Below are 24,448 nucleotides of genomic sequence, written 5' to 3'. Positions count from 1 at the left end.
CCGCGTCACGTCACCTTCCGCCGTCCGCCGACGGGCGGGCACCGGCGAGGGGCCCCGGTGCCCGTCCCGGCGGGGCGTGCGGGTCCGCGCGCGGCGGACGCGGGGTTCACGGCGGACCTGACGCTGCCCCGCCCGCGGTAAGGGGGCTAACGGAGCCCCACGCCCGTTTCCAGTTCCGCTCGGGCGCGCTTCACCAGGCCGTCCGCACCGCAGGAGCGGGCCAGTGCCAGACCGCGTTCGAGGTCGGGAGCGGAACGGGCGAGGATGCCGTACTCGACGCGGGCCGCGGCGTGTTCGTACTGGCACGGGGAGGACTCGAGGTAGGTGACGGCCTGGGCGGCGAGGCGGACCGCGCGCTGGCCCGTCTCCAGGGCGGCCGCGACGCGCAGCGCCTCCCCTATCGCGGTGTCCGTGCCGAGGCGCTCGGCGTGCCGGCGGACGTCGACGGCCAGCCGGGCCGCGCGGGCGGGGTCCTCCGTGGCGAGGGCGCGGGCCAGATCGGCGGCGCCGAAGACGTGTACGGGGTTGTGGTGGCCGCGGACGGCCGCCGCCTTCTCCGCCGCCTCGAGCTCGTTGACGCCGTCCTTGACGCGGCCGACGGCGAGCAGCAGCCGGCCCCGGACGGAGCGCGGATCGGGCAGCACGACGGTGGACGGGTAGGGCGGTGCGAAACCGTGCCGTTCCGCCATGGCCCAGGCCTCGTCGACGTGACCGCGGGCGAGCAGCGTGTCGACGAGATTGCAGATGGCCGTCCAGTACAGGGGCAGTCCGCGGCCGACGCGCTCGGCGAGGCGCAGCGACTCGCGCAGTGATGCCTCCGCCGCCTCCAGCCGGCCCCTCCTGCGGCGTGCCAGCCCGACGTAGGCGTGCGCCAGGACCAGGTGGCCGCCGCCCCAGCCCGCCGTGTCGTAGGCGTTCAGGGCTTCGCTGTAGAGGCTTTCGGCACGGTCGAGCCGGTCGGTGTAGACGTAGGAACTCGCGAGCATCAGCAGGAGTTCGACGCTCCACTCGGAGTCGGTCCAGCCGAGGCCGGGTGCCAGGCGGCCGTTGACGAGGGCGCGGTCGCAGATCTCGGCGATCTCCTCGGCGTTCTCGCCGCGCATCATGGCGTCGAAGCCGCGCAGGATGAGCATCGCCCGTTCGGAGTTGTCACGTCCGGTGCAGGTGGCGGCGAGCCGGGCGAGCCGCTCGGAGCGGTCGGGTGTGATGGTTTCGCCGGCGTGGACGCCCTCCCACATGAACTGCACGGCGTGCAGCCGCATCCGGGCGGGGCCGGGTTCCAGCCGTGCGGCCTCCGCCTCGACGGTGCGGACGGCCTCCTCCATCTGGTCGTTGTGGAGCAGGGCCTGGGAGAGCCGGATCACGGCGTCCACCCGCCGGTTGCCGTCGAGGCCCGGCATGCCGAGCGCGGTCCGCAGATGGCCGATGGTGCGGGCGGGCGCGGTGAGGAGGGTGGCACTGCCCAGCTCGTGAAGGACGTGCGCGTGGACCTCGGGGCGGGGCGGCTCCTCCAGCGCGCGTTCCAGGCAGCGGCGGGCGGCGTCCGGGGCGCCGACGGCGAGGTGTTCGCGGGCGGCCTCGCGCAGTTGCCAGACGAGTTCCTCGTCGTCGTCCGGGTGCACCTCGAGAAGGTGGCGGGAGGCGGCCGCGGAGCCGCGCCCGGAGTCGGTGACGATCCGGGCCGCTATGCCGTGCATGGCCCGGCGCAGCGCGTCGGGGATGGAGTTGTAGACGGCCGTGGCGATCAGGGGATGGACGAACTCGAGGTCGGTGGAGCCGGTACGGCCCGTGCCGGACGGGTCGGGGGCGGTGAGAATACGGGCGTGGCGCAGACGTTCGGCGCAGCGGGCGGCGTCGTCGGGGCTGAGGGTGGCGAGCTGGGCCGCCAGGCCGACGGTGATGTCGGTGCCGAGGATGGCGGCGGCCCAGGCGAACCGGGTGGCGTCTATGCCGAGCTCCTCCAGCCGGGCGACGAGGCCGCCGCCGCGGGCGGAGCGGTTGAGGGCGCGCAGTTCGGCGGCGTGGGCCTCGACGGGCTCGAGTTCGCTGTCCTGGACCTTGGCGAGGAGTTCGACCGTCTCGTAGGGGTTGCCTGCCGTGACGGCCCACACCTCGCGGCAGAACGCCGCGTCCGCGTGCTCGCCGAGGGTGGCGCGGGTGAGTCCGGCCGCGGCGTCGGGGGTGAGGGCGCTGAGGGTGGTGACGGGGCGGTCGGCCGCGGCGGCGACGCCGTCCAGCAGCCGGGCGCCGGTCCCGGAGATCTCACCGGGACGGCGGGCGATCACGAGGAGGACCGACAGATCGGCGAGGCGTTCGGCGAACGCCTCGAGCCAGTAGAGGGTCTCCTGGTCGGCCCAGTGGGCGTCGTCGATCAGCAGCACCAGCGGCCAGTCCCGGCGGGCCAGCCGGCGTACGGCGGCCACCAGGCCCTCGCACACTCCCTGCGGGTCCGCGTGCCGGTCGCCGGGGTCGGTTATGCCGAGGGCGGGGCCGGCGATGTCGTACCAGTCGCCGAGGTATTCGCGGGCCTCCTCGGGAAGCATCGACACCAGGGCGGGCTGCAGGAGTTGGCGTACGACGTTGAAGGGGACGGAGCGCAGGGTCTCGCCGCCGCGGGCGGACCAGACGGTGCAGCCGCGGTGTTCGGCGATGCGCCGGGTCTCGGCCAGCAGCGCGGTCTTGCCCAGCCCCGCCTCGCCGCGGAGCACCAGCAGGCTGCCCGGTGAGGAGCGGTCGGCGCACAGGATGTCGACGGCCTCCGCTATGGCGGCGACCTCCTCGTCGCGCTCCCACAAGGGAGCCGAGGGACCGGCCGGCGGCCGTACCTCCGTCATCCCGCTGCCTCCCCGAGTCGCCCGAACGACGTAACGGTCCTGAGCGTAGTCCCCCTCCCGGCCGAGCGGTGCCCGCTCGGCACACGTGTTGCCGCGAAGGGTGACACGGCAGACGAGGAGTGGACGGGACCCGCCCCTCACCAGGTGTCCTGATGGTCGACGGGTGTCAAGGGGCCGGGGGTGAGAAGCACCGGACGGGTGGGACACCACCGCGGGAGTGACGCACGCGCCGTGAGACGACGGGCGCCTCGGCGGGGACGGTGCCGAAGTGGGTCGGAAGGGGTCGGAAGGGGTCGGAGGCGGGGCTCTCTCATACGGCTTTCACCGTCGCCTCATACGGTGGGGGCATGACGCAGGTGACTCCTCCCGGCTGGTACGCCGACCCCGGGCAGACGAATGACGGACCCGCCACCGAGCGCTGGTGGGACGGCGCGGCCTGGACGGACCGGGTCCGGCCGGCCGGGTCGGCCGCCGCGTGGGGTCCGCCCGCGCCGGACGCCGCGGCCGGGCCGGCCTACCCGGCCTACCCGGTGTATCCGGCACCGCCGGCGCCCGGCCGGGGACACAAGGTGCGGAACGCGATAGCCGTCGCCGTGGCCGTGGCCGTACTGGCGAGCATCGGTGTGGGTGTGTACGCGCTGGCGGACGACGGCCCGGACCGGGAGTCGACGACCTCACAGGCACCGGAGGGCCGGGACAGCGGCCCCGGGGACGAGGAGCCGGGGCCGGACGGGTCCGAACCGGACGGGTCCGAGCCGCCGCGGGTCGAGAGCGGGTCGGTGACCGACGCGTTGAGCGGCATCAGCCTGCCCGTGCTGGACGGCTGGTACGGCCAGGAGCTCCAGGTGGGCGCCGCGGTGACGTCGGAGGACTCCTACGACTGCCCCGGCAACACCGACAAGAGCTGCACCAAGGGCGGTGCCTACTCGGCGCCCGCCCTGGTGCTCGGCAGCCGCGGCTCCACCGCCGAGGAGGTCGCCAGGGCGGACATCGCCGCCAACGCCGAGGAGAGCTACGGCGGGGACGCGTACGGGCGGATCACCTCGCACGACGTGCTCGCGTCCAAGGCCGTGACCGTGGCCGGCCAGAAGGGTTATCTGGTGCGCTGGAAGGCGGTCACCAGCAAGGGCTCCGACGGGCTCGTGCAGTCCCTCGCCTTCCCGTCGCCCGCGCAGCCCAAGCAGATCGTCGTGGTACGCGCCGGGGTCGACACCGACCAGACGCAGGCCGTCCTGGACGAGATCACCGAGGGTATCGAGGTGTCGACGGCCGGCGGCGGCAACGGGCAGGACGTCTGACGCCCGGTGTCCCGCGGCCGGGTGGAGCACCCCTCCGCTCGAGGGGGTGCCCCACCCGGCCGGGCTGCGCGCCGCCCCCGTCCCCACGGTGCGGCGCGGCCGGGCCGCCGTCCCGCGCGGGGAGCGGCGGCCCGAGTCTCGTCCGGGGCCCGGTGCCGGCGGTACGACGGCCGCCACGAAGCGGGCCAGGTGGTCCGGGTCGGCGTTGCGCCCTCCCCATGGGTGCCGGACCCGCAGGATGCCGAAGGTCTGCGCCGGGACGGCGCCGAGCGCCGGCACCGAGAGCATGACCGCCGCGGCCGTCGCCGTGCCGGCGCCCCGGCGCAGCAGTCGCACGCCCCAGTCCGGGCGCCGCCCCGGCGTGACGACGGACAGCAGTTCGACGATCACGGCGATGATCCGCACGGGAGCGGCGAGCAGGGCCGCGAACGCGAGCAGAGCGAACGGCGTCCGGCGTGTCCCTCCCCCGGCCGGCTGAACGGGTGTACGAGCTCCTGGGCAGCCTAGCCGTTGGCCTCCGGAGCCGGGTACTCGTGCCAACTCGCCCTGCGCAGCGCCGCCTCGGTGCCGTCGAGGTAGACGGCGGTGGCGAGCCACTGGGCCGCGTACCGGTCGGGTCCGCCGTCGTCGAGACGGCCGAAGGCGTCGCGGGTGCGGTGCGCGGCCACCGCACCGAGGGCGGCGGCCAGGCGCGCGCCGTTGACGAAACCGGCGCGGTGCAGCGCGGCGGCGTGTTCGGGGTGAACGCCGTCGCGTGCGGGCTCGGCGGCGGCCCGGCGTCCGCCCGCGACGGCCAGTTCGACCAGGGCGCGCATGCGCCAGAGCGGTGAGTCGCCCGTGGGTGCGTCGGCGCCGGACGGGGCGGGACCGCACGGGAGGGCGGGCAGGTCCGGCGGGAAGTGGTCGTCGTGGAGCGTGTCGTAGCCGAGATCGGCCCGGCCCTGCCAGGCGTGCGGGAGGCGCAGGGTCGCCCCGGTACCGGGCACCGGGGCGACGGCGAGCGGGCGGAGGACCGACACGCGGTCGGGCTCGACCCGGCCGGCGACCCGGATCCGCAGCCCGGGGCGGGCGCCGAGCCGCCGGAGGTTGGCGGTGTGCTCGAGGCCGGGATGACGGTGGGCGGGGGTCAGCCGGACGAGCCCGCCGTCAGGCTCGGGCAGGACCCGGTCGTCAGGCTCGGGCAGGACCCGGGCCAGCAGGTCCTGGCCGTCCGCGCCGGCGACCTCCAGGTCGCGGACGGTCAGGGGTCCGGCCGGCCCGGCCGGTCCGGCTCCGTCGGAGCCGGGCGCGGGGGGCGCCGGGAACCGTTCGCCGCCGGCCGGCGCCACCCGCGCGGTGACCGCCCAGGGCCGTCCGGCGGCGAAGGTGGCACGGACGCCGGGTTCCGGCAGCAGCCGGCCGTCCGGGGCGACGGCCGCGCCGGTGAGGACGAGGCCGCCGCGGGAGAGCCGGAAGTGGTCGCTCAGGAAGGTCCGGAGGGCGACGTGGGCGTCGCCCGCGCGGCGGGCGCGGGCCGGTCCGCCGGGCTTGACGTCGGGGAGCGTGTACCAGTGGCCGTCGTCGTCGACGAGGTGGGTGACCACCCCGCCGAGGCCGTCGGGACCGATGACCGGTTCACGGCAGACGCCGTAGAGCCGCAGCGGCCCGTCGGGGCGGTGCAGCCGGCGGACGGTGCCGATCAGCGCCGGATCGGGGTCGGATGTCCGCAACCGGTGTGTGACGAGGAGGAGTTCACGGAGCGCGGCCACCGACGCGGCGAGGGCGCGCGGCCGGTGCGGGTCGTGCTCGTCCCGCACCTGGCACACCACGTCCAGCGCCGCGGCCTCCGCCCGGTGGAGCCCCGCGAGACGAGCCGTGTGGGCGGCGCGGAGCAGCTCGGCCCGGAGGACCGCTCCCGCGCCGCCGGTTCCGGCGGACAGCACGCTCGCGGCCGCCGCCCAGAGCCCGGAGGCGGCCCGGACCTGCTCGGCGGAGGGGCCGGCGGAAGCGGTGGCCGGGACTGCGGCGAGGGCTGCGGCGGGGGCTGCGGCGGACGCGTGACCGGCGGGCGGGGCCGGTGCCGGGGGGTGCCGCTTCGTGTCGGCGACCGGGCAGGACGTCAGAACCGCCGCGCGGTGCAGGCAGCGCGGGGCCAACAGGCAGGTGCAGTCGACGTGTCCGGCTTCGCTGAGCGCGCCGGACGGGTCGGGAGTGAGAGTGACCCAGGTGTCCTCGCCGCACCGCACCCGCAGGGTTCCGGCCTCGGCGGTGACCTCGGTGCCGGCCAGCGCCCCGACGGCCGCGTCGAGCCGGCCCCGCAGACGCGTGGTCAGACTCTCCACCGCCAGGGCGACCACCTCCGGCAGGGCAGGCGGGAGGGGATGCTTCATCAGGCTGCTCCGCGGACGCGTTCGCCCACCCAGCGGGCGAGCGAGAGAGGACTGAGGGCGGCCACCGGCATTCCGGCGGCGACGAGTTGCCGGGCGACCGGTACCGAGTAGCGGGGAACCCCCTCGTCGTCCAGAGCGGCGCAGCCCAGCAGCTGGACACCGGAACCGACCAGGGACTCGACCTCGGTCAGCAGGCCGTCGACCCCGAATCCCTCCTCGAAGTCGCTGACGACCACCATCAGCGTGCGGTTCGGCACCTTCACCAGTGTGCGGGCGTGCGCGAGGCCCGCCGCGATGTGGGTCCCGCCGCCGACCCTCACCTCCAGCAGCAGCGAGAGCGGGTCGTCCACCCGGTCGGTGAGGTCGACGACCCGTGTGCTGAAGGTGAGGAAGTGCGTGGAGAGCATGGGCGCGCCGCCCAGTACGGCGGCGGTCAGCGCCGACCAGATCACCGCGGCCTGCATCGACCCCGACACGTCGACGACCAGGATCAGCCGCCAGTCGTTCTGCCGGGCGGTGAGTGTCCTGAACACCGGTCGTACGGGCATGATGTCGACCCCGCCGTCCTCCCGCCGGCGGCTGTGGACGAGGTTCTCCCGCAGGGTCCGGGCCAGATCGAGCCGGCCGCCGGGACGCCGGGTGGGCCGGGGTGTGCTGAGACCGGTCAGGGTGGGGCGCAGCCGGGTGGCGAGCTCGCGGGTGAGTTCCTCGATGAGCCGTCCTACCAGCGGACGCAGATGCGCGATCCGCTGCTCGGGCATGCCCTGGGCGAGCGTGAGCACGGCGGAGAGCAGTTCCACGGACGGGCGGACCGACGCGGGATCGAGGTGTGCGATCACGTCCGTTCGGCCGTTCGCCGCGGCGCGTCCCAGGACTTCCTCGCGGATCTCCGCGCCGAAGAGGACCTGGAGGTGCTCGGCCCAGTGCCGGACGCTCGGGTAACCGGGGTCGTCCTGGCCGCCGGTGAGCTCGTCCGTGCCGCCTCCGCCGGCCCCGGCCGCCTCTGCCGCGCCGTCGTCCGTGTTCCCCGCCTCCCCCGCCTCCCCCGCGCCCTCGTCCGCCTGCCCGTCCGGACCGAACAGCTCGTCGAGGGCCTGGCTGTAGGGCAGCAACCGCGGCGGCAGTCGCGCCGGTTCAAGGCCGAGCAGCAGCCGCCAGCGGTCCGTGGGGCCGAGCCGCGGTGTCCCGCACTCGGCGTCGCCACCGCCGGGCACCGGCCTCCTCGCCTCGGGGCGCCCGTCCGCGACGGGCGTGCCGGGGTCCGCCGCTCCGGTGAGCACGGGACTCACCGCTCCTGCGCTCACGACGCTCGCCTCCCCCGCGAGCAGCCCCGCCAGTCCCACCTCGCATAGCAGCGCGAACCCCGCGTGGTCGGCCTCGGCCCACCGGCCGGTCAGTTCGGCGGGTGCGGCGAGCCGGAGGTCGGGCCGGTCACCGAGCCGGCCGGTCACGGCCGTCAACAGCCGGCCCCGGCCGTCCGGGGTCAGCGCCCGGAAGCCTCCGCGCAGGGCGGTGAGCCGGTCGAGGAAGTGCCGGTCACTCATCGTCTCGACCCGCTCCAGCAGCGGGTCCAGGGCCGTGGGTGCGGACTCGATCAAGGGTCCGGCGGCGATGAGCAGACCCGTCAGCCGGCGTTCCAGCCGGTGCCGGCCGTCCGGTGTCGTCGCCGAGTCGACCCAGCCGGCCGCCCTGCCGCCCAGCAGGTCCGAGCCGTCGAGATCGAGCAGCACCCGGGCGGCGAGGGCCGCTCCCTGCACGAGTGACGAACCGTCGCGGGAGAGCGCGTACAACTCACTGTCCAGGCGCAGGCCGAGACGGTCCTCACCGCTTCGGACGGCCAGGGTCACGACGGCGGCCGCGTCCTCCTTCTCGTCACTGCCGGCCAGCCCTGGCAGGGCACGGACGGCGGCTTCCAGCAGGGTGTCGCAGAGCACGGCCGCCCGGGTGCGGGTCCGCGGGGTGGTGCCGGGCAGATGTTCCCGGCGTATCGACTCCAACAGGTCGAGGGCCCGCAGGAGTTCAGGAAGGGTGGCCGCGCCGGGCAGTATCCTCGCGGCCTCCGTGAGGGCTTTGCCGGTCAGAGCGGGCAGTGCGCACCGGGCCGCGGCCTCCAGGAGGCCGATGACCCGGGCGGGGGTGGCTCCGCCGGAGTCGCATGCCCGGCGGTGGTTCTCGCGCAGGGTGCCGTCGGCCGCCTGGGCGGCGGTGACGCCTCTGACGCCCACCAGGTCGAGCCGGGCGGCGACCGACGGGGTCCAGGCGGCCCCCCAGCGGGTGGTGATCGCGCTGCCCTCCCCGGTGGCGGACACCGGGGCCGGTTCCGCGTAGCCCACCCCGCACGCATTCAGCCGCTGGAGCAGGATTTCGCGCCGGGCGTCGAGGGGGGAGCGCAGCGGCGAGAGCCGGAGCTCCCGGCGGGCGGGGCTGTGCGGTCCGGGCAGCCGCAGTGAGGCGAGTTCCGCCTCCACCCACGGTCCGAGTCCGGACCGGGGTGTGCCGGGAGCCAGCCGGCCGCGTCCGGCGCCGACCAGCACCGGTTCGAGGGCACGGTCGAGGGGCCCGCCCCGGCCCAGTACGGATGCCGCCGCTTCCCGCAGTTCGCCGCGGCCGGGGGCGGGAAGGCCGCGCAGACTGCCCAGGTCGCAGGCGAGCCGCAGGGTCTCGATCGCCTCGCCGGTGCCCGCGGTGTGGCCGGACGCGCGGATCTCCCGGCAGATCTCGGTGACGAGCCGGGCGGCGGTGTCGCGTATCCGGGCGGGGTCGCCTCCGGCCTCGAGCACCGCCTGCTGCCACCGGGGGTCGCGGACACCGGCCGGGTAGCCGGAGCGTGGGTCCAGCAGGGCGGCGGCGTACGGCACGAGCGAGGTGACGACCGCCGGGCCCGCCCCGCCGACGGGTGCGGCGGGCTCGCCGGTGTCGTCCCGCTCCTCCCCGTCGGCCAGGGCGGGCGTGTGGAAGGCGCCGGTCACGGCGGCCACCCGGCGCTGCGCGAAGGAGGCGACGACCCGGCGCATGTACGCCTCGCGGGCGAGGTCGACGGCCGTGAGCCCGCCGCGGGCCCGTACGTCCGCGCGCAGCAGCCGGCCGAAGCCGAGCGCGGCCCGGCGTACGGCCTCCGGGGTGCTGCCGGGGGCCGACGCCTCCACGGTGCGCTCCCACAGCGCGTCCGTGTCCACTCCGTTCCCGTTCCCGCCGGTTGCCGCACCCGCTGCCGGGCCGGCCGTCCGTACCGGGTCCGCGAGGGGCAGATCGCAGCAGATCGCCTCCGCGCCACGCTCCCGTGCCCAGCGGATCGCGGCGAGTTCCGGCGAGAAGTCGGCGAGGGGGTAGAAGTGCAGCCGTCCGTCCTCGTGGGCGCCGGTCAGTGCCACCGGTGCGGTGGTGCGCGGATCGGCGAGGTACGGCAGCCACGGCTGGAAGTCGGCCGGCAGTTCGACGCAGACGACCTCGGCGTCCGCGGCGTCCAGCAGCCGGGGCACGGCGACGGCCAGGGCGGGACTGTGGTGCCGTACGCCGATGAGATACGGGCGGGTGCGGTCCGCGGGTGCGGCCGTCTTGTCGGAGGTGCTCATGGGTCCCAGCGGGCGGTTCGGCGGGGACGGCCGTGCGCGACGGCCGTCCCCCTCTCTGTGTTCTTTCCGGTCGTGACCGTTCCGGACGGGCCCGGCCTGACCGGCGGGGCTCAGCGGCGGCGCTTGCTCGGCCGCGGCACCTCCAGTTCCTCCAGCTGCGGTCCGTCCCCGTCCTGGATCCGCTGCCAGGCCCGGCGGTAGAGACCGGCGACGGGCCGGAGCGGCACGACGACGCCCAGCACGGGCTCCTCCCCCTCGATCAGCTCGTACATCGGCAGCTTCCACCGCTCCAGCGGGAGGTGCGGTTTGGTGAGCTGGGTCCAGCCGCCGGGCAGGAACAGGGAGCGTCCGGCCTTGGAGCGGTTGCCCTCGATGACGAGGTCGGTGGCGGCGAGTTCGGCGCGGGCGGCCCGGAGTCTGGCCGTTCCGCCCCGCTGTGTGCCCCAGCCGGTCCAGCGGGCGGTGTTGCGGTCGGTGGGGTCGGGCATGGCGAGCAGCATCAGGTAGAGGACGGCGGCGTCCTCACCGATCCCGTGCTGTTCGGCCACCTCCGTGACCAGGTCGGGTACGGACCGGGCGGGGTCCTGCGGCCACCACAGGCCGTCCGCGTCGCGCTCGCCCGCCACCGGGTTGCCCGGGTCGGCGAGGAGTTCGGCGTACGGCCGGTCGTGCACCAGACGGAGCGCGGTCTCCTGGGCGTTCGGCCGTTCGCCGGTGAGCAGTGCCGTCAGGTGCGGGTCCTGTCCGGACGCGTCCAGCAGTGCCGTCCGGACGGCGGGGATCGTTTCGGACCGCCCGGTGCCCAGGACGACCGCGCCGTGGCGCACGAAATCGTCGCCGGTCTCCGTGGGGTCTCCGGCTGCCTGCCGGTACACCTCCCAGTCGCTGCGTCTGTCGAGAGGGAGCAGCAGACCCGGGTGGGCCAGCCGGTCGCGCAGCGCGGTCAGGACGCCGGGCAGTGCGGCGCGTACCGGGTCGCCGGACGGGAGACGATGGGCGAGCCATGCGGCCAGGGTCACCGCGCCCTTGAGGACGCTGTTGTCGAAACCGGGCCGCGGGTCGGCGGGTTCGACCGTGTAGGAGCCGAACGTCCAGGCGCGGTCCCGGGTCAGCCGGGGCTCGTCGGCCAGGCCGGCGATTCCCCACAACGCCGCGGCCGGTGCCCATCCCGGCGAGACCACCGTGCGGACCGCCTCGTGGAGCACGTCCTCGGGGACGGATGTGCGCCGCCCCAGGCGCTCGTTCCAGACCTCTGCCGCGCGGGCGGCGTCGGGGCCGTCCGACCACAGCCGGGACGGGTCGTCGGGGAGCAGCGCCGCCACGACGGCCTGCCGGGCGCTCGCGTCGAGGGACTTCAGTTCGTCCTTGGCCACCCGCGCGTCGGCCGTCTTGACCCCGATCGCCTTCAGGGTCGCGGCGGGTACCGGCTCGCGCTTGTCGTCGACCCTGGGCAGCCCCGCGACGACCAGCCGGGCCATGGTCGCAGTGATGCCGGTGAGCCGTGCGAACTCCTCGGCGGCCGCCGGGAACCAGGGCGCCGGGCCGTGTTCGGCGAGCTCGGCCCGGAACGCCGCGGCCCAGCCGGCCGGCCGGGTCGGCTCGGGCACGAACGGCCGCGTGGCCAGCAGGGCGTAGGGCGCGGGTACCTCGAACCGGCCGGACGGATCGTGGAAGAGCGCCCCGTAGTGCCTGCCCGTGGGCTCGTCCACGTTGCAGTCGTCGAGGAAGAAGTGCGGCCGGTCCGGGAAGAGCAGGAAGGCCCCGCCGTCGAGGTTCAGCACGGTGGCGTCCGTGTACCCCCGGATGGCGTCGGGTCCTTCGAACAGGCCCGGGTCCAGCCGCAGCCGCACACACCGCCAGTGGCCCGGGTCCAGGTCGGTGAGGCCCTGCGCGTCGAACTCCTCGAGGAACTCGTCCAGCACCGCCCGGGGTTCGGGCGCGGTGACCTCGCAGCCGGCCCGCAGCGCCAGTATCGCGGGCAGTACGGGCAGGGCCACGGCGTCCAGGTGGTCGAGCGGCTCCTGCCGGTCCAGCTCCACGTGGGTCCGGCCGGCGGGAACCGGTTCGGCCAGGCCTCGCATCGACCGGCCGAGCAGGCCCGGCAGTGCGTGGACGAACTGCCGGGAGTCGTAGTACGAGGCACGCCAAGCGCGGCCGGTGACGCCGACCCCGTTCAGGGCCGCCTCGAGCAGTGCGTCGCCCGTCCCGCGCCGTGGCTTCTGCTCGACGATCCCGGCGAGCGCGGCGTCGAGCCGGGCGCGCGCCGCGTCCAGGATGCGCTGCTGCTCGGCGGCCAGCCGCACCACCCCGGTGATACCCGCGCGCAGTGCCTCGTGGCCGACCTGTGGGAGCAGGGTGCGGACCAACGGAGGCACCAGGCCGGCGCCGGGCCCGGCCAGGTCCGTCCCCGGTTCGTCCTGGCCCTCGGTGTCCCGCGGCCCCTCCTCCAGGGCCGCGGCGAGAAGTGCCGCCGCCGTGTCCTCGCCGACCTGGCGGAGCGCCGCGGAGCCCTGCGGGTCTCGTGGCTGGAGCTGGTGCCAGTAGCGCAACGGCGGCAGCAGCACGGTGCCCGCGGTGAAGGGGCCGGAGCTGTGGTCCTTCGGGACCCGGGCGACCGTCGTGCCGTCCGGGTCGAGCAGTTCGACGCCGTCCCAGAACCGGACTACCGCGAGGAGCCGATCGGCGCCGGGGAACCGCAGCGCGTGGCGCGGTGTCCCGTCCCTCGTGGCCGGCACGAGGACCGGGCGTCCGGACAGATCCTCGCCCCGTCGTGAGCCGTCGGGCAGTTTCACCACGCGCCAGCCGAGCACCCCGTCGACGGGGGCGCACACCGGTCCGTCCGCCGCGGACGGACCGGGACGCAGCCAGGCGGCGCTCAGCTCACTGCCCTCCGGCGCGTCCGACAGCGCTGTGGCGATCCATTCCGGTGCTCCGGGTGCGCCGGTCGTGTCACTGCCCGGGTCGTAGGGGCACCACGCCAGGGTTCGGGTGTCCCTGTCCCAGACATGCACCCAGTACGACGTACCGTCGCTCAGGATCTTCCCCCGCCCCGGAACGGCGGTGTCCCCTCGGCGCAGCACACCGCCGCCGGTGGTGCGGCCGCCGCCGGGCAGCGGAAGGGTGACGGGTGCCATGTCGTCGTCGTGCCGCCTGTCCCCGTCCACCGTGGTGAGGGAGGAACCGTGGAGAGCGAGGGCGAGCGGCGGTGCGTCCGCGGTGTGGTGCCAGTAGCCTTGGGACCCGGTCTGGTAGGTGTCCCAGGCGACGAGCAACTCGCCGTCCACGTAGTGGCAGTCGACCTGCCAGAGGCTCTTCCGCACCTCGTCCGGAAGGCGCAGCTCGTGGGTGAGGACCGTGCCCTCCGCGCCGATCACCCGGGCCTGTCCGCGGGCCAGGACGACGAGATGGGGCCAGGCGTCGGCGACGAGCACGCTCCTGGCGGGCCCCTCCGGCGCGAGGGCCTCCAGAGCCTCGTCCCAGGCGGGCCAGCCCAGCTCGTCGAGGATGCCGGTGCGCAGAGTACGGGCGAGGGCGGGCGCGACACCGGTCGCCAGCGCCCGGCGTACCTCGTCCTCGGCGATGGCCAGCACCTCTCCCGGCAGCCAGGCCGGCGTTCTGAGGGCGCCGGAGTGGCCGGGCAGTTCGCTGGTGAGGTACCTCCGGCAGACCTCGGCCACCCAGGCGGCGAGCATCGGCCGTCCGCCGGGCGACGCGGCCAGGGTGAGGACGGTGCGCTTGCTGTCCCCGAACAGGTTGTCGGGACAGCCGCGCCGGAACTGCTCGTGGAAGCGGCTGTCGGCGGCCAGCGCCAGGAGGTCACGCCGCCCGTCGCGGGCCGCCCAGGCGCCCAGGGCCAGCCCTGAACGGCGCTTCTCCGGCGCCGCCACCGGTATGCCCAGCGACAGGAGCTGGTCGAGCAGGTCCACATCACCGACCGGGGGTGCCAGCGTGTCCGCGGCCGCCTCGAGTCCGGCACGCAGCACCCCGGCCATGCGGTCGACGAGCGGGTACAGCCCCTGTGGTGCGGGGTGATGGCCGTCGGCTCCGCACAGGGCGACGAATCTGCGCAGCCAGCCGGCCGTGCCGTCGGGGGAACGCTCCTCGGCGGGCAGCGTGCTGTCGCACAGTCCGGCGGTGGCGCCGGACTGCTCGAGCAGGTCGAGCCACTGGGACAGTTCCTCCCGCTCCCACCCGGCGGGGAGCAGTCCCAGCAGCGTGCCCCGGGCGGCGGGCTCCTGCCGGGTCAGCTGGACCAGTGCCTGACGGTGGGCCTTCCACCAGCCGGGCGGTGCCTTGACCGTGCCGGGCAGGGCCAGCATCTCGCGGAGGTAGGACATCTCCTCCGCCTGCGCGTTCCGGCCCGAGGCCGCTTTCGCCAGTCTGCGCAGGTCGGTCGCTCCCGGGCTGGACGGGGGCAGCCCGTGCGCGGCCAGCCGGACGAAGAGGCCGCGCAGATGCCGGAACGCGGTGGCGGCCGGGACACGGGAGGAGAGTCCCTTGGCGTAGCTGGAGAGGACCTTCGTCGGTACGGCGTCGCCGAGGGCGAACTCCAGGAAGACGGCGTCCATGCGCGCTTCGTCGAACGGCAGCGCGTGCGCCGTCTCGGCCTTGCGGGCGTTGACGAACATCTGCGAGGCGTAGGCACCTTGGCCGGCGGCCAGAAACACCCGGCCGGCCTGTTCATAGAAGGTCGGCAGGAAGTGGGGTACGGAGCCGGCGAGCCGTTCGCCGATGGCCTCGTAGGTGGCGCGAGCCTTCTTCGCCCTCGACCTCACCGTGCGGGCGACCTTGTCCATCTCCTCGACCAGGGACATCGCCAGGTGTCCGTCCGAGGGGTGCCGGGCCAGCACCCAGTCGGGGAAGCCGAGGGCCCGGTGCTGCCCGACCCCGATCTCCACCGGGTCGCCCTCGGGCCGCAGTCCGAGGAAGCCGGAGTTCTGGTCGCCGGTGTGGTCCTCGGCGGTCAGCCGGACGACGATCCGCCCGTCCAGGCCCGGATGGCGGTAGGCCTGGGCGAACATGGGCACGGCCCGCTCACCGCCCCCGGCGGTGCCCGGCGGCAGTACAGCGCCGGCGCGCAGCAGTTCCTCCACGTCCGCCGTCGCCATGTCCCGCTTCGTCCCGTCGTTCATGATCGCGTGCCTTTCGTGGAGTCGCGTACCGCCGTGCCGTTCACCGGTTGCCGTCCGCGGGGACGGTGCGGCCGGCGTGCAGAGCCGCGGCCATGCGCATGCCTTCGGACCAGGCCACCGGGCCGACCTCGGTCAGCGGGAGGTTGCGGTGCCCGTCCTCGTCGCTCCAGGCGAGGTCACCGGTCCAGGCCTGCTCCTCTGCGTAGGGGTCGCTCATCCCGACGGAAGCGGTGAAGATACGCCCGGCATCCCGGATCCGGTCGATGACGCTGCTGCCGGAGACCGTGTAGCCGAGGGACGTGGCGCGGGCGGAGAGGTGGAACCACGAGCGGTACTCGGCGCCGGCGAACTCGCGGACCGTCGCGGCGGCCCCGTCGAGGTCCCCGGGTCTGTGCCAGGTGGCGCGGTCGATCTGCTCGACGCCCTGGACTATGCCCGACTCCGCTGCGAACGTGCGCAGTTCCTCGAGGTCGGGGAGGAGGACCGGGTGCGGCAGGGTCACGGTGCGGGGCGTCAGGCGGACGGTCTCGCCGTCCAGGTTCACCACCCGCAGCGCGCCCGAGCCGTCGGCATCGCGCAGGAAGCCGACGTCGTCGGGTCCGTCACCGACAACAACGACGTCGCGCAGCGCCGCCTGCCACGCCTCGTCGGGCCAGACCCGGGCCAGCAGACCGGCCGGCACCGGCAGGGAGGACACCATCCAGGTGGTGACCTGGGCCGCACACTCTGCGGCGTGCCGGTCCAGCCACTCGGCGAACCTCTGGAGTCCGATCACCTCGGGGCGGTCCCGCAGCCCCGCGGGCAGGGTTTTCCCCTGCTTCGGCTCCTGCCCGGCCGGGGCCCCCGCCGACGCGCTCCGGGCCACCACCCGCCCGTCCACCAGAGCGACTTCGTAGGTGTCGCCCGCTGACAGCCAACCCATGGGTACTTCGCCTCTCCCACCATCCGGAAACCGGCACAGCGCATCCTGCGAGCCCAACCGGCCCGCCCCGCGGTGACGTTGACCGAAAGAGTAGGGGGACCCACCGACAGTGCCCGTCGCACCCCTGGGGAGGGACGACCCATTGCCACCCCGTGACACCTGCCGGACGATGCCACCACCGACGGCAGAAGGGAGCCGCACCGATGCCGCACATGACGGCCTTCGCCAGGAACCAGTGGTACGTCGCCGCCTACAGCCGTGAAGTGGGGAGGGAGTTACTCGGCCGCACCGTGCTCGGGGAGCCGCTGGTGCTCTACCGGAGCGAGGCGGACGGCACTCCCGTGGTGCTCCACGACCGGTGTGTGCACCGCCGCTACCCGCTGTCGGAGGCACCGACACGGCTCGACGGGGACCGGATCGTGTGCGGGTACCACGGGTTCACCTACGACACCACCGGCACATGTGTGTCCGTGCCGGGCCAGAAGCGGGTGCCACGCACCGCGCGCGTCGCCTCCTACCCCGTCGTCGAGCGGGACTCACTGGTGTGGGTGTGGATCGGCGACCCGGCGCTCGCCGACCGGGGGAGCGTCCCGCGCGCCCGGCATCTGGATTCCCCGGGCTGGACGACCGTACGGGGCATGGAGCCCGTCGACTGCGACTACGGACTGCTCGTCGACAACCTCCTCGACCTGTCCCACGAGACCTATCTGCACGGCGGGTACATCGGCACCCCCGAGGTCGCCGAGACCCCGATCACCACCGAGGTCGACGAGGGCGCCGGGATCGTCCGGGTGAGCCGGCGCATGGAGGACGCCGAGTGCCCGCCGTTCTACGCCCGGTCGACCGGCATCGAGGGCCGGATCACGCGCTGGCAGGACATCGAGTACCACGCGCCGTGCCTGTATCTGCTGCACAGCAGGATCGCCCCGGCCGGTGTACTGCCGGAGTCCGACGGCAGCGATCCGCACGGCTTCCACACCGAGATCACCTACGCCATCACCCCGGCCGCCGACGGCAGGGTGTACGACTTCTGGGCGGTCTCCCGGGACTGGGCGACCGACGACACCGGGGTGAGCGAGTTCCTGCGGAGCAGCAACCGCACGGTGGTCATGCAGGACGTCGACGCGCTCAATCTGCTGCAGCGCAGCCTCGGCACCGAGCGCACCGGCTACCAGGAGCTGAGCATCAACATCGACACCGGCGGGCTTGCCGCCCGACGCATCCTCGCCCGGCTGGTGGAGGAGGGCAACAAGCCTGTGGAGAACGTGCGATGAGCGAGATCACCGGCGAGGTCTACCGGGTCGACTGGCAGCCGGGTACCGATCTGCTGCACGGCACCTGTCACTGCGGACGCGAGCACACCACGCGGGACCCGGTGGAGATGTGGGACTGGATGCTCGCCCATCCGCAGGGGCACAGGCCGCGGAAGGCCGGTGCATGACCGAGCACGACAGCATCGAACTGGTCGTCGAACGGCGGGAGCCGGCGGCCGAGGACGTGGTGGTCCTCACCCTGCGGCATCGGCTCGGCGCCCCGCTCCCGCCCTGGGAACCGGGCGCCCATGTCGACCTGCTGCTCGCCCCGGGACTGGAGCGGCAGTACTCGCTGTGCGGGGATCCGGCCGACCGCGCCGGCTGGCGGATCGCGGTGCTGCGCGAGCCGGACGGGCGCGGCGGCTCCGCGCATGTGCACCGGCGGCTGGGGCCGGGCGCGACGGTGCGGGCGCGCGGACCGCGCAACCGCTTCCCCCTGGAACCGGCCCCCCGCTACCGCTTCGTCGCGGGCGGTATCGGCATCACCCCGATCCTGCCCATGCTGGCCGCGGCCGAGGCGGCGGGCGCCGACTGGACGCTGCTCTACGGCGGACGCACCCGCGCTTCCATGGCGTTCGCCGGGGAACTGAGCCGGTACGGCGGGCGGGTCACCCTCGTCCCCGAAAACGAGGCGGGGCCGCTGGATCTCCCCGCGGCGCTGGACGGCCTTCCACCGGGCGGGCTTGTCTACTGCTGCGGCCCGGGGCGGCTGCTGGACGCGGTGGCCCGGCGGTGCCCGGCCGGGGTGCTGCGGGTGGAGCGGTTCAGCCCGGCGGAGCACGACACCGGCACCGACGGCGATTTCGAGGTGGTCCTGGCCCGCAGCGGGCGGACGCTGCGGGTACCGCCGGACGTCTCGGTGCTCGACACCGTGCGGGCGGCCGGCGTCCAGGTGCTGTACTCCTGCACCGAGGGCACCTGCGGCACCTGTGAGACCGATGTGCTCGAGGGCGAGCCCGATCACCGTGACTCGGTCCTCACCGAGGACGAACGGGCGGCCGGGGAGACGATGCTCATCTGTGTCTCCCGCTGCCGGGGACCGAGGCTCGTGCTGGACCTGTGACCGGGCCGTGCCGCCCGCGCACGCCGAGCCGGCACGTCCGCCGGCCGCCGTGCGTGGGTGAACGGTCAACAACCGTTCCGGACGCGGGCATTGACCTGGCTTCGGCTCGGGCCCTACGTTCCCGATCAGCACCTCGCTCTCTTCGCGCACAGCCTGTTCGGAGTATCCGGTCCGGTCCCACCGCGGGAGTCACCCACATGCGTCGTCGTCTGCTGATCGGCCTCACCTCCCTCGCCGTTCTCACCGCCGTGACGGCCTGCGGCTCCTCCGGTTCCGATGAGCCGGACGAGTCCGGCTCCCCCGGGGGCACCACCACGGTGACGGTGGGGATCATCCCCATCGTCGATGTGGCTCCGCTGTATCTGGGCCAGGAGAAGGGGTTCTTCAGCGAGCGCGGGCTGGAACTGGAGTTCTCGAGCGCGCAGGGCGGAGCCGCCATCGTGCCCGGAGTGGCCAGCGGGCAGCTCGACTTCGGTTTCTCGAACACCACGTCCTTGATGATCGCCCAGTCCAGCGACGTGCCGGTGCAGGCGGTGGCGAACGGCATCGCCTCGACCGGTGAGGTGGGCAGGGACTTCGCGGCGCTGACCGTGAAGGGCGACAGCACCGTCAGATCGGCGAAGGACCTGGAGGGCAGGAAGGTCGCGATCAACACCCTGAAGAACATCAACGAGACGGCGGTGCGCGCCTCGGTACGCGAGGCGGGCGGCGACCCCGACGAGGTGGACTTCGTCGAGATGGCCTTCGACCAGATGCCCGCCGCGCTGGACGGCGGGCGCATCGACGCGGCCATGGTGGTGGAGCCGGCGCTGGCCACCGTCAAGAACCAGGGCGGCCGGGAGATCGCCTCTCCCATGGTCGACATCGCCCCGGACCTCACCGTCGCCATGTACTTCACCTCCACGCGGTACGCGCAGAGGAACCAGGAGACGGTGAGGAAGTTCCAGGAGGCCACCGCCGAGTCCCTGGCGTACGCCGACTCCCACCCCGACGAGGTGCGGGCGATCGTCACGACGTACACGAAGATCCCGGCGGATGTGCTGGCGAAGGTGACCCTGCCGAAGTGGCCGGCCGAGCCCGACCGCGCCGCCATCGCGGAACTGGCGGAACTCGGCACGCGGGACGGCCTGTTCAAGAAGGAGCCGGACCTGGACAAGCTGCTGCCGTGAGAGGCGGGAACGCCGCGCTGGGGGCGGCCGGACTGGCGGCGTTCCTCGCCCTGGCCGAGGCGGTGCCACGGCTGGGCCTGGTCAAGGAGGAGTACTTCCCGCCGGCCGGCCGCGTCGCCGGGGCGCTGGGCGCGGAACTGCGGGACGGCGCCTTCTGGACCGCGCTCGGCGACACCCTCACCGGATGGGCACTGGGGCTGGCGATCGCGGTCGGCGCGGGCGTCGTCGTGGGGGTACTCGTGTCGGTGGTGCCGTATCTGCGGGAGGCGACGGCGTCCACGATCGAGTTCCTGCGCCCGATCCCGTCGGTCGCGCTGATCCCGCTGGCGGTGCTGCTGTACGGCACCGGACTGGGCTCCGTGCTGGTGCTGGTGGTGTACGCCGCGTTCTGGCAGGTGCTGATCCAGGTGCTGTACGGGGTCCAGGACGTGGACCCGGTCGCCGAGGAGACGGCGCGGTCGTACGGACTCGGCGCCTGGGCGCGGATCCGGCATGTGCTGTGGCCGACCGCGCTGCCCTATGTGATGACCGGGGTCCGGCTGGCGGCGGCGGTGGCGCTGATTCTCACCGTCACCGCCGAACTCGTCATCGGGGCCCCCGGGCTGGGGGCGCGGATCGCAGTGGCGCAGACCTCGCAGGCCGTCCCGGAGATGTACGCGCTGATCGTCGTCGCGGGTCTGCTCGGACTGCTGATCAACGTCGGGGCCCGGTCGGTGGAGCGGCGGGCGCTGGCCTGGCACCAGTCGGTGCGCGGGGAGGTGGCGGTGTGAGGCGTCTGCTGCTCCGGCTGCTGTCCGTGTGCGCGCTGCCCGTGGCGCTGGTGGCCGCCTGGTGGGTGTCCTCGGCCGGCAGCGAGGACGTGTACTGGCCGCCGCTCGAGACCATCCTGGAGGCCTTCCCGCGGGTGTGGACCGTTGAGCGGTGGCGCGGCGACGTACTGCCCAGTGTGCTGCGGCTCGCCGCGGGGTACGCACTGGCCGCGGTCGCCGGTGTCGCGCTCGGCACCCTGATCGGCTCCTGCCGGCGGCTGCGGGCGGCGTGCGAGCCGGTACTGGAATTCCTGCGGGCCGTGCCGCCGCCGGTCCTGGTACCGGTGATCATGCTGTTCGCCGGGATCGGCGACACGATGAAGATCGTCGTCATCGCGAGCGGCTGTGTGTGGCCGGTGCTGCTCAACACGGTCGAGGGCGTCCGGGCCCTGGACCCGGTGATGTCGGAGACGGCCCGCTCCTACGGCGTCGGCGGCGTCGCCCGGCTGAAGGCCGTGGTGCTGCCCTCGGCGGGGCCGCGGATCTTCGCGGGGCTGCGGCAGGCGCTGTCGATCGGCATCATCCTCATGGTGATCAGCGAGATGTTCGCCGCGAGCAACGGGCTCGGGTTCACCATCGTGCAGTTCCAGCGGTCCTTCGCGATTGCCGACATGTGGAGCGGGATCCTGCTGCTCGGTCTCCTCGGTTTCGTGCTCTCCGTTCTCTTCCGGCTGGTCGAGCGGCGGATGCTCGGCTGGTACCACGGTTCGCGCGCCGCCGCCCGGCGGCTTCGGTGACACGGGTGAAAGGGCGGTCCATGCTCGAGGTACGCGGCCTGCGGAAGGTGTACGAGGGGTCGGGGCGGCGGACCGAGGCGGTGGGCGATCTGACCTTCACCGTGGCGGCCGGGGAACTGGTCTGTCTGGTCGGCCCGTCCGGCTGCGGCAAGACGACCCTGCTGAAGTGCGTGGGCGGGCTGCTCCGGCCGACGGCCGGGGAGGTGTACCTGGCCGGGCGGAAGGTGGTCGGTCCGCCGCCCGGGACGGCGTTCGTCTTCCAGGAGTACGGGCGCAGTCTGTTCCCGTGGATGCGGGTCGGACAGAACGTCGAACTGCCCCTGAGACAGAAGGACCTGGGCAGGGTGAGGCGGCGGGCGCTGGTGGCGGACGCCCTCGCCTCGGTCGGACTGGCGGACGCCGCGGGTGCGTACCCGTGGCAGCTGTCCGGTGGGATGCAGCAGCGGGTCGCCATCGCGCGGGCCCTGGCCTACGAACCGGACGTGCTGCTGATGGACGAGCCGTTCGCGGCGGTGGACGCGCAGACCCGGGCCGATCTGGAGGATCTGGTGCGGCGGCTGTGGCGGCAGCGCCGGATCACCGTCGTGTTCGTCACCCATGACATCGACGAGGCGGTGTACCTGGGCGAGCGGGTGCTCGTGCTGTCGGCCTCGCCCACCGTCGTCCAGGAGGAGCTGACCATCGATCTCCCGGCCGACCGGGACCAGTTGCACACCCGCGTGGCGCCGCGCTTCGCCGAGCTGCGGACCCGGGTGTACGAGCAGATCCGGACGGCGAAGCGCGCCGGCTCCACGGCGAAGACGGATCCGCCGCCGCCCGGCCGAACCGCGTGACCGGGCGGTGGCGTGGGCACCGGCGCGGCGGACGCCGTCTCCGGCCGGCAACCCCCGTCGTGACGGGTGGACGCCTCGACGCGGTGATCCATGGAATCGGCCGCCACCGCGTACGACGGGCCCCCGACGCCGCTCCTCCCGGCCCGCGCGGGTCCCGGGCGGGCCGTGCGGACACCGCGTGGCCACGCGGCCGACCCTCTCGGGTCGGGCGCGCGGCCGGACCGCGGTGTCCTTCGGCAGCCGTCCATCGGGGCGCAGGGGGCCGCCGGCGAGAAGCGGTGCGGTGTGGGCGGGGAGGGTCGCGGGCAGGTCCGCACGGGGACAGCCCCGTACTCGTCGGCGACGGCCCGCCGGGCCCGGTGGATGTCGTGGAGTCCGTCGCGGTCCACGTACGGGTGCGGGGCCCGGCCCTCGGTGAAGTCGGGCAGCCGGGGGCCTTCTTCGCCACCCCAGCACGTCGTCGTGTCATGAACGCACGAGCAACGCACGATGCGCGAGCGGCTTGCGCTGTGCCGCAATGTGCCGCAATGCGCCGCTCAGGGTGCTGCCCACAGCCCCCGGACATGTCCGAGGTGGCGGGTCATCACCGCCCTCACGGCCTCCGTGTCCCGGGCCAGCAGCGCGTCGAGTATCTCCAGGTGCTCCTCGGCCGACGCCTCCAGCCGCCCCTGCTCCGCCAGCGCCGTGAGCCCGTACAGCCGGGCCCGCCGGCGCAGGTCCCGGACCACCTCGACGAGGTGGGCGTTTCCCGCGAGGGCCAGCAGCCCGAGGTGGAAGCGCTGGTCGGCCTCGACATAGGCGATGAGGTCGCCGGCCGCGGCGGCGGTGACGATCTCCTCGGCGACCGGACGCAGCGCCCGGAGCGCCACCGGGTCGGCGGTGGCGGCCAGCTCCGCCGTCGTCGGGGTCTCGATCAGGGACCGGACGTGGGTGTACTCGTCGAGCTGCCGGTCGGAGACGGCGGTGACCCGGAACCCCTTGTTGGGCACGGTGTCGACCAGCCCCTCCTTGGCGAGGTCGAGCATCGCCTCGCGCACCGGGGTGGCCGAGACCCCGAAGCGGGCGGCGAGCCCGGGGGCCGAGTACACCTCGCCGGGGCGCAGTTCACCGGCGATCAGCGCGGCCCGCAACGCCTCCGCGACCCGCTCGCGGAAGCTGGGCGTACGGCCGCCCAGCGGGGAGAGGCCGGGGCTGTTCCCGGCGTGCACGGACTTCATGGAGGCGGTCCCGGTGTTCATGGAAGTCTCGGCCTTCGGGGTGTTCATGCGCGCTCGGTGTTCAGGACATACCCGGTGTGCCCGGCGGTCCGGACGTGCCCGGTGTGCCCGGCGGTCCGGACGTACCCGGTGTGCCCGGCGGTCCGGACGTACCCGGTGTCGGCTTCGGCTCCGGCACTCATAGCACGAACCCCGCCGGAAAGGGGTCTCGCGGGTCCAGCAGGTACTGTGCGGTGCCGGTGATCCAGGCACGCCCGGTGATGGTGGGCAGGACGGCCGGGCGGCCGGCCACCTCGGTGGTGCCGAGCAGCCGGCCGGTGAACCGGGTGCCGATGAAGGACTCGTTCACGAACTCGGTGTGCAGGGGAAGTTCGCCGCGGGCGTGGAGCTGCGCCATACGGGCGCTGGTGCCCGTGCCGCACGGCGAGCGGTCGAACCAGCCCGGGTGGATCGCCATGGCGTGCCGTGAGTGGCGGGCGGTCGAGCCGGGTGCGGCCAGATAGACGTGGTGGCAGCCTCTGATGGTCGGGTCCTCCGGGTGGACGGGCTCGTCGGCGGCGTTGACCGCGTCCATCAGGGACAGGGCCGCGGCGAGGATGTCGTCCTTGCGGGACCGGTCGAAGGGCAGCCCGAGCCGGTCCAGCGGCAGGACGGCGTAGAAGTTGCCGCCGAAGGCGAGGTCGTACGTCACCGTCCGCCCGTCCGGCAGTGTCGCCTCGCGGTCGAGGCCGACGGCGAAGGAGGGGACGTTGCGCAGGGTCACGCCGGTGGCGACGCCGTCCCTCACCGCCACGTCGGCGACGACGACCCCGGCGGGGGTGTCCAGACGGATGGTGGTGACCGGTTCGGCCACCTCGACCATGCCCGTCTCGACGAGTACCGTCGCCACGCCGATGGTGCCGTGCCCGCACATCGGGAGGTAGCCCGATACCTCGATGAAGACGACCCCCCAGTCGCAGTCGGGCCGGGACGGCGGCTGGAGGACCGCGCCGCTCATCGCTGAGTGCCCACGGGGCTCGTTCATCAGCAACTGCTTGATGTGGTCGCGGTGTTCACGGAAGTACAGGCGACGCTCGTTCATGGTCGCGCCGGGGAGCGTGCCGATCCCGCCGGTGATCACCCGGGTCGGCATGCCCTCGGTGTGCGAGTCGACGGCGTGCAGGACGAGCTTGCTGCGCAT

Annotated in this window: 15 protein-coding genes; 8 read left to right on the top strand and 7 right to left on the bottom strand. The window is 74.2% G+C overall.

Annotated features, from left to right (window positions below; genetic code table 11):
- Nucleotides 1-146 precede the first annotated feature (146 nt).
- A complete protein-coding gene (locus HTV45_RS26195; RefSeq protein ID WP_215208342.1) occupies nucleotides 147-2,834 on the bottom strand; it encodes an AAA family ATPase in 2,688 nt (895 codons plus the stop codon).
- Between the two features lie 347 nt (nucleotides 2,835-3,181).
- Here HTV45_RS26195 and HTV45_RS26190 point away from each other — a divergent pair, with 347 nt between their 5' ends.
- Nucleotides 3,182-4,132 (top strand): DUF2510 domain-containing protein, encoded by a 951-nt coding sequence (locus tag HTV45_RS26190; protein ID WP_215208341.1) that lies wholly within the window; start codon nucleotides 3,182-3,184, stop codon nucleotides 4,130-4,132.
- Between the two features lie 503 nt (nucleotides 4,133-4,635).
- On the opposite strand, the gene HTV45_RS26185 is transcribed toward HTV45_RS26190, so the two are convergent.
- The 4 genes from HTV45_RS26185 to HTV45_RS26170 form a co-directional block, all read right to left on the bottom strand.
- Nucleotides 4,636-6,501 (bottom strand): hypothetical protein, encoded by a 1,866-nt coding sequence (locus HTV45_RS26185; RefSeq protein ID WP_215208340.1) that lies wholly within the window; start codon nucleotides 6,499-6,501, stop codon nucleotides 4,636-4,638.
- Nucleotides 6,501-10,073, bottom strand: coding sequence for a DUF5682 family protein (locus tag HTV45_RS26180; protein WP_215208339.1), 3,573 nt, complete (start codon nucleotides 10,071-10,073; stop codon nucleotides 6,501-6,503). Before HTV45_RS26180 ends, HTV45_RS26185 begins: the two co-directional genes overlap by 1 nt.
- A 110-nt stretch (nucleotides 10,074-10,183) precedes the next feature.
- Nucleotides 10,184-15,205 carry a DNA-binding protein gene (locus tag HTV45_RS26175; RefSeq protein WP_215208338.1) on the bottom strand — a complete coding sequence of 1,674 codons (5,022 nt, stop codon included), beginning with the start codon at nucleotides 15,203-15,205 and terminating at the stop codon, nucleotides 10,184-10,186.
- A 40-nt stretch (nucleotides 15,206-15,245) separates the two neighbouring features.
- Nucleotides 15,246-16,127, bottom strand: coding sequence for a DUF4132 domain-containing protein (locus HTV45_RS26170; protein ID WP_215208337.1), 882 nt, complete (start codon nucleotides 16,125-16,127; stop codon nucleotides 15,246-15,248).
- A gap of 203 nt (nucleotides 16,128-16,330) precedes the next feature.
- On the opposite strand from HTV45_RS26170, the gene HTV45_RS26165 reads away from it, so the two are divergent.
- The 7 genes from HTV45_RS26165 (at nucleotide 16,331) to HTV45_RS26135 (ending at nucleotide 22,051) form a co-directional block, all read left to right on the top strand.
- The gene (locus HTV45_RS26165; protein WP_215208336.1) at nucleotides 16,331-17,401 is read left to right on the top strand and encodes an aromatic ring-hydroxylating dioxygenase subunit alpha; all 1,071 of its coding nucleotides are present in this window, start codon (nucleotides 16,331-16,333) and stop codon (nucleotides 17,399-17,401) included.
- Nucleotides 17,398-17,568 carry a hypothetical protein gene (locus tag HTV45_RS26160; RefSeq protein ID WP_215208335.1) on the top strand — a complete coding sequence of 57 codons (171 nt, stop codon included), beginning with the start codon at nucleotides 17,398-17,400 and terminating at the stop codon, nucleotides 17,566-17,568. Before HTV45_RS26165 ends, HTV45_RS26160 begins: the two co-directional genes overlap by 4 nt.
- Nucleotides 17,565-18,503, top strand: coding sequence for a PDR/VanB family oxidoreductase (locus HTV45_RS26155; protein WP_215208334.1), 939 nt, complete (start codon nucleotides 17,565-17,567; stop codon nucleotides 18,501-18,503). The genes HTV45_RS26160 and HTV45_RS26155 overlap by 4 nt, the downstream gene beginning before the upstream one ends.
- Nucleotides 18,504-18,700: 197 nt before the next feature.
- Nucleotides 18,701-19,672: an ABC transporter substrate-binding protein gene (locus tag HTV45_RS26150; RefSeq protein WP_215208333.1), complete on the top strand. Its 972-nt coding sequence runs from the start codon at nucleotides 18,701-18,703 to the stop codon at nucleotides 19,670-19,672.
- Entirely contained in the window at nucleotides 19,669-20,442 is a 774-nt protein-coding gene (locus HTV45_RS26145) for an ABC transporter permease (RefSeq protein ID WP_215208332.1), read from the top strand. Before HTV45_RS26150 ends, HTV45_RS26145 begins: the two co-directional genes overlap by 4 nt.
- Entirely contained in the window at nucleotides 20,439-21,218 is a 780-nt protein-coding gene (locus tag HTV45_RS26140) for an ABC transporter permease (RefSeq protein WP_215208331.1), read from the top strand. The genes HTV45_RS26145 and HTV45_RS26140 overlap by 4 nt, the downstream gene beginning before the upstream one ends.
- Before the next feature lie 20 nt (nucleotides 21,219-21,238).
- Nucleotides 21,239-22,051: an ABC transporter ATP-binding protein gene (locus HTV45_RS26135; RefSeq protein WP_215208330.1), complete on the top strand. Its 813-nt coding sequence runs from the start codon at nucleotides 21,239-21,241 to the stop codon at nucleotides 22,049-22,051.
- Nucleotides 22,052-22,587: 536 nt separating this feature from the next.
- Here HTV45_RS26135 and HTV45_RS26130 read toward each other — a convergent pair.
- Together HTV45_RS26130 and HTV45_RS26125 are read right to left on the bottom strand one after the other, a co-directional pair.
- Complete coding sequence (locus HTV45_RS26130) at nucleotides 22,588-23,268, bottom strand: GntR family transcriptional regulator (protein ID WP_215208386.1); 681 nt, start codon at nucleotides 23,266-23,268, stop codon at nucleotides 22,588-22,590.
- A gap of 178 nt (nucleotides 23,269-23,446) precedes the next feature.
- A complete protein-coding gene (locus HTV45_RS26125) occupies nucleotides 23,447-24,448 on the bottom strand; it encodes a proline racemase family protein (RefSeq protein WP_215208329.1) in 1,002 nt (333 codons plus the stop codon).

This window comes from Streptomyces sp. CHD11, from assembly GCF_018638295.1.
Lineage (GTDB): Bacteria > Actinomycetota > Actinomycetes > Streptomycetales > Streptomycetaceae > Streptomyces.
This window is presented reverse-complemented; position numbering and strand designations above follow the sequence as displayed.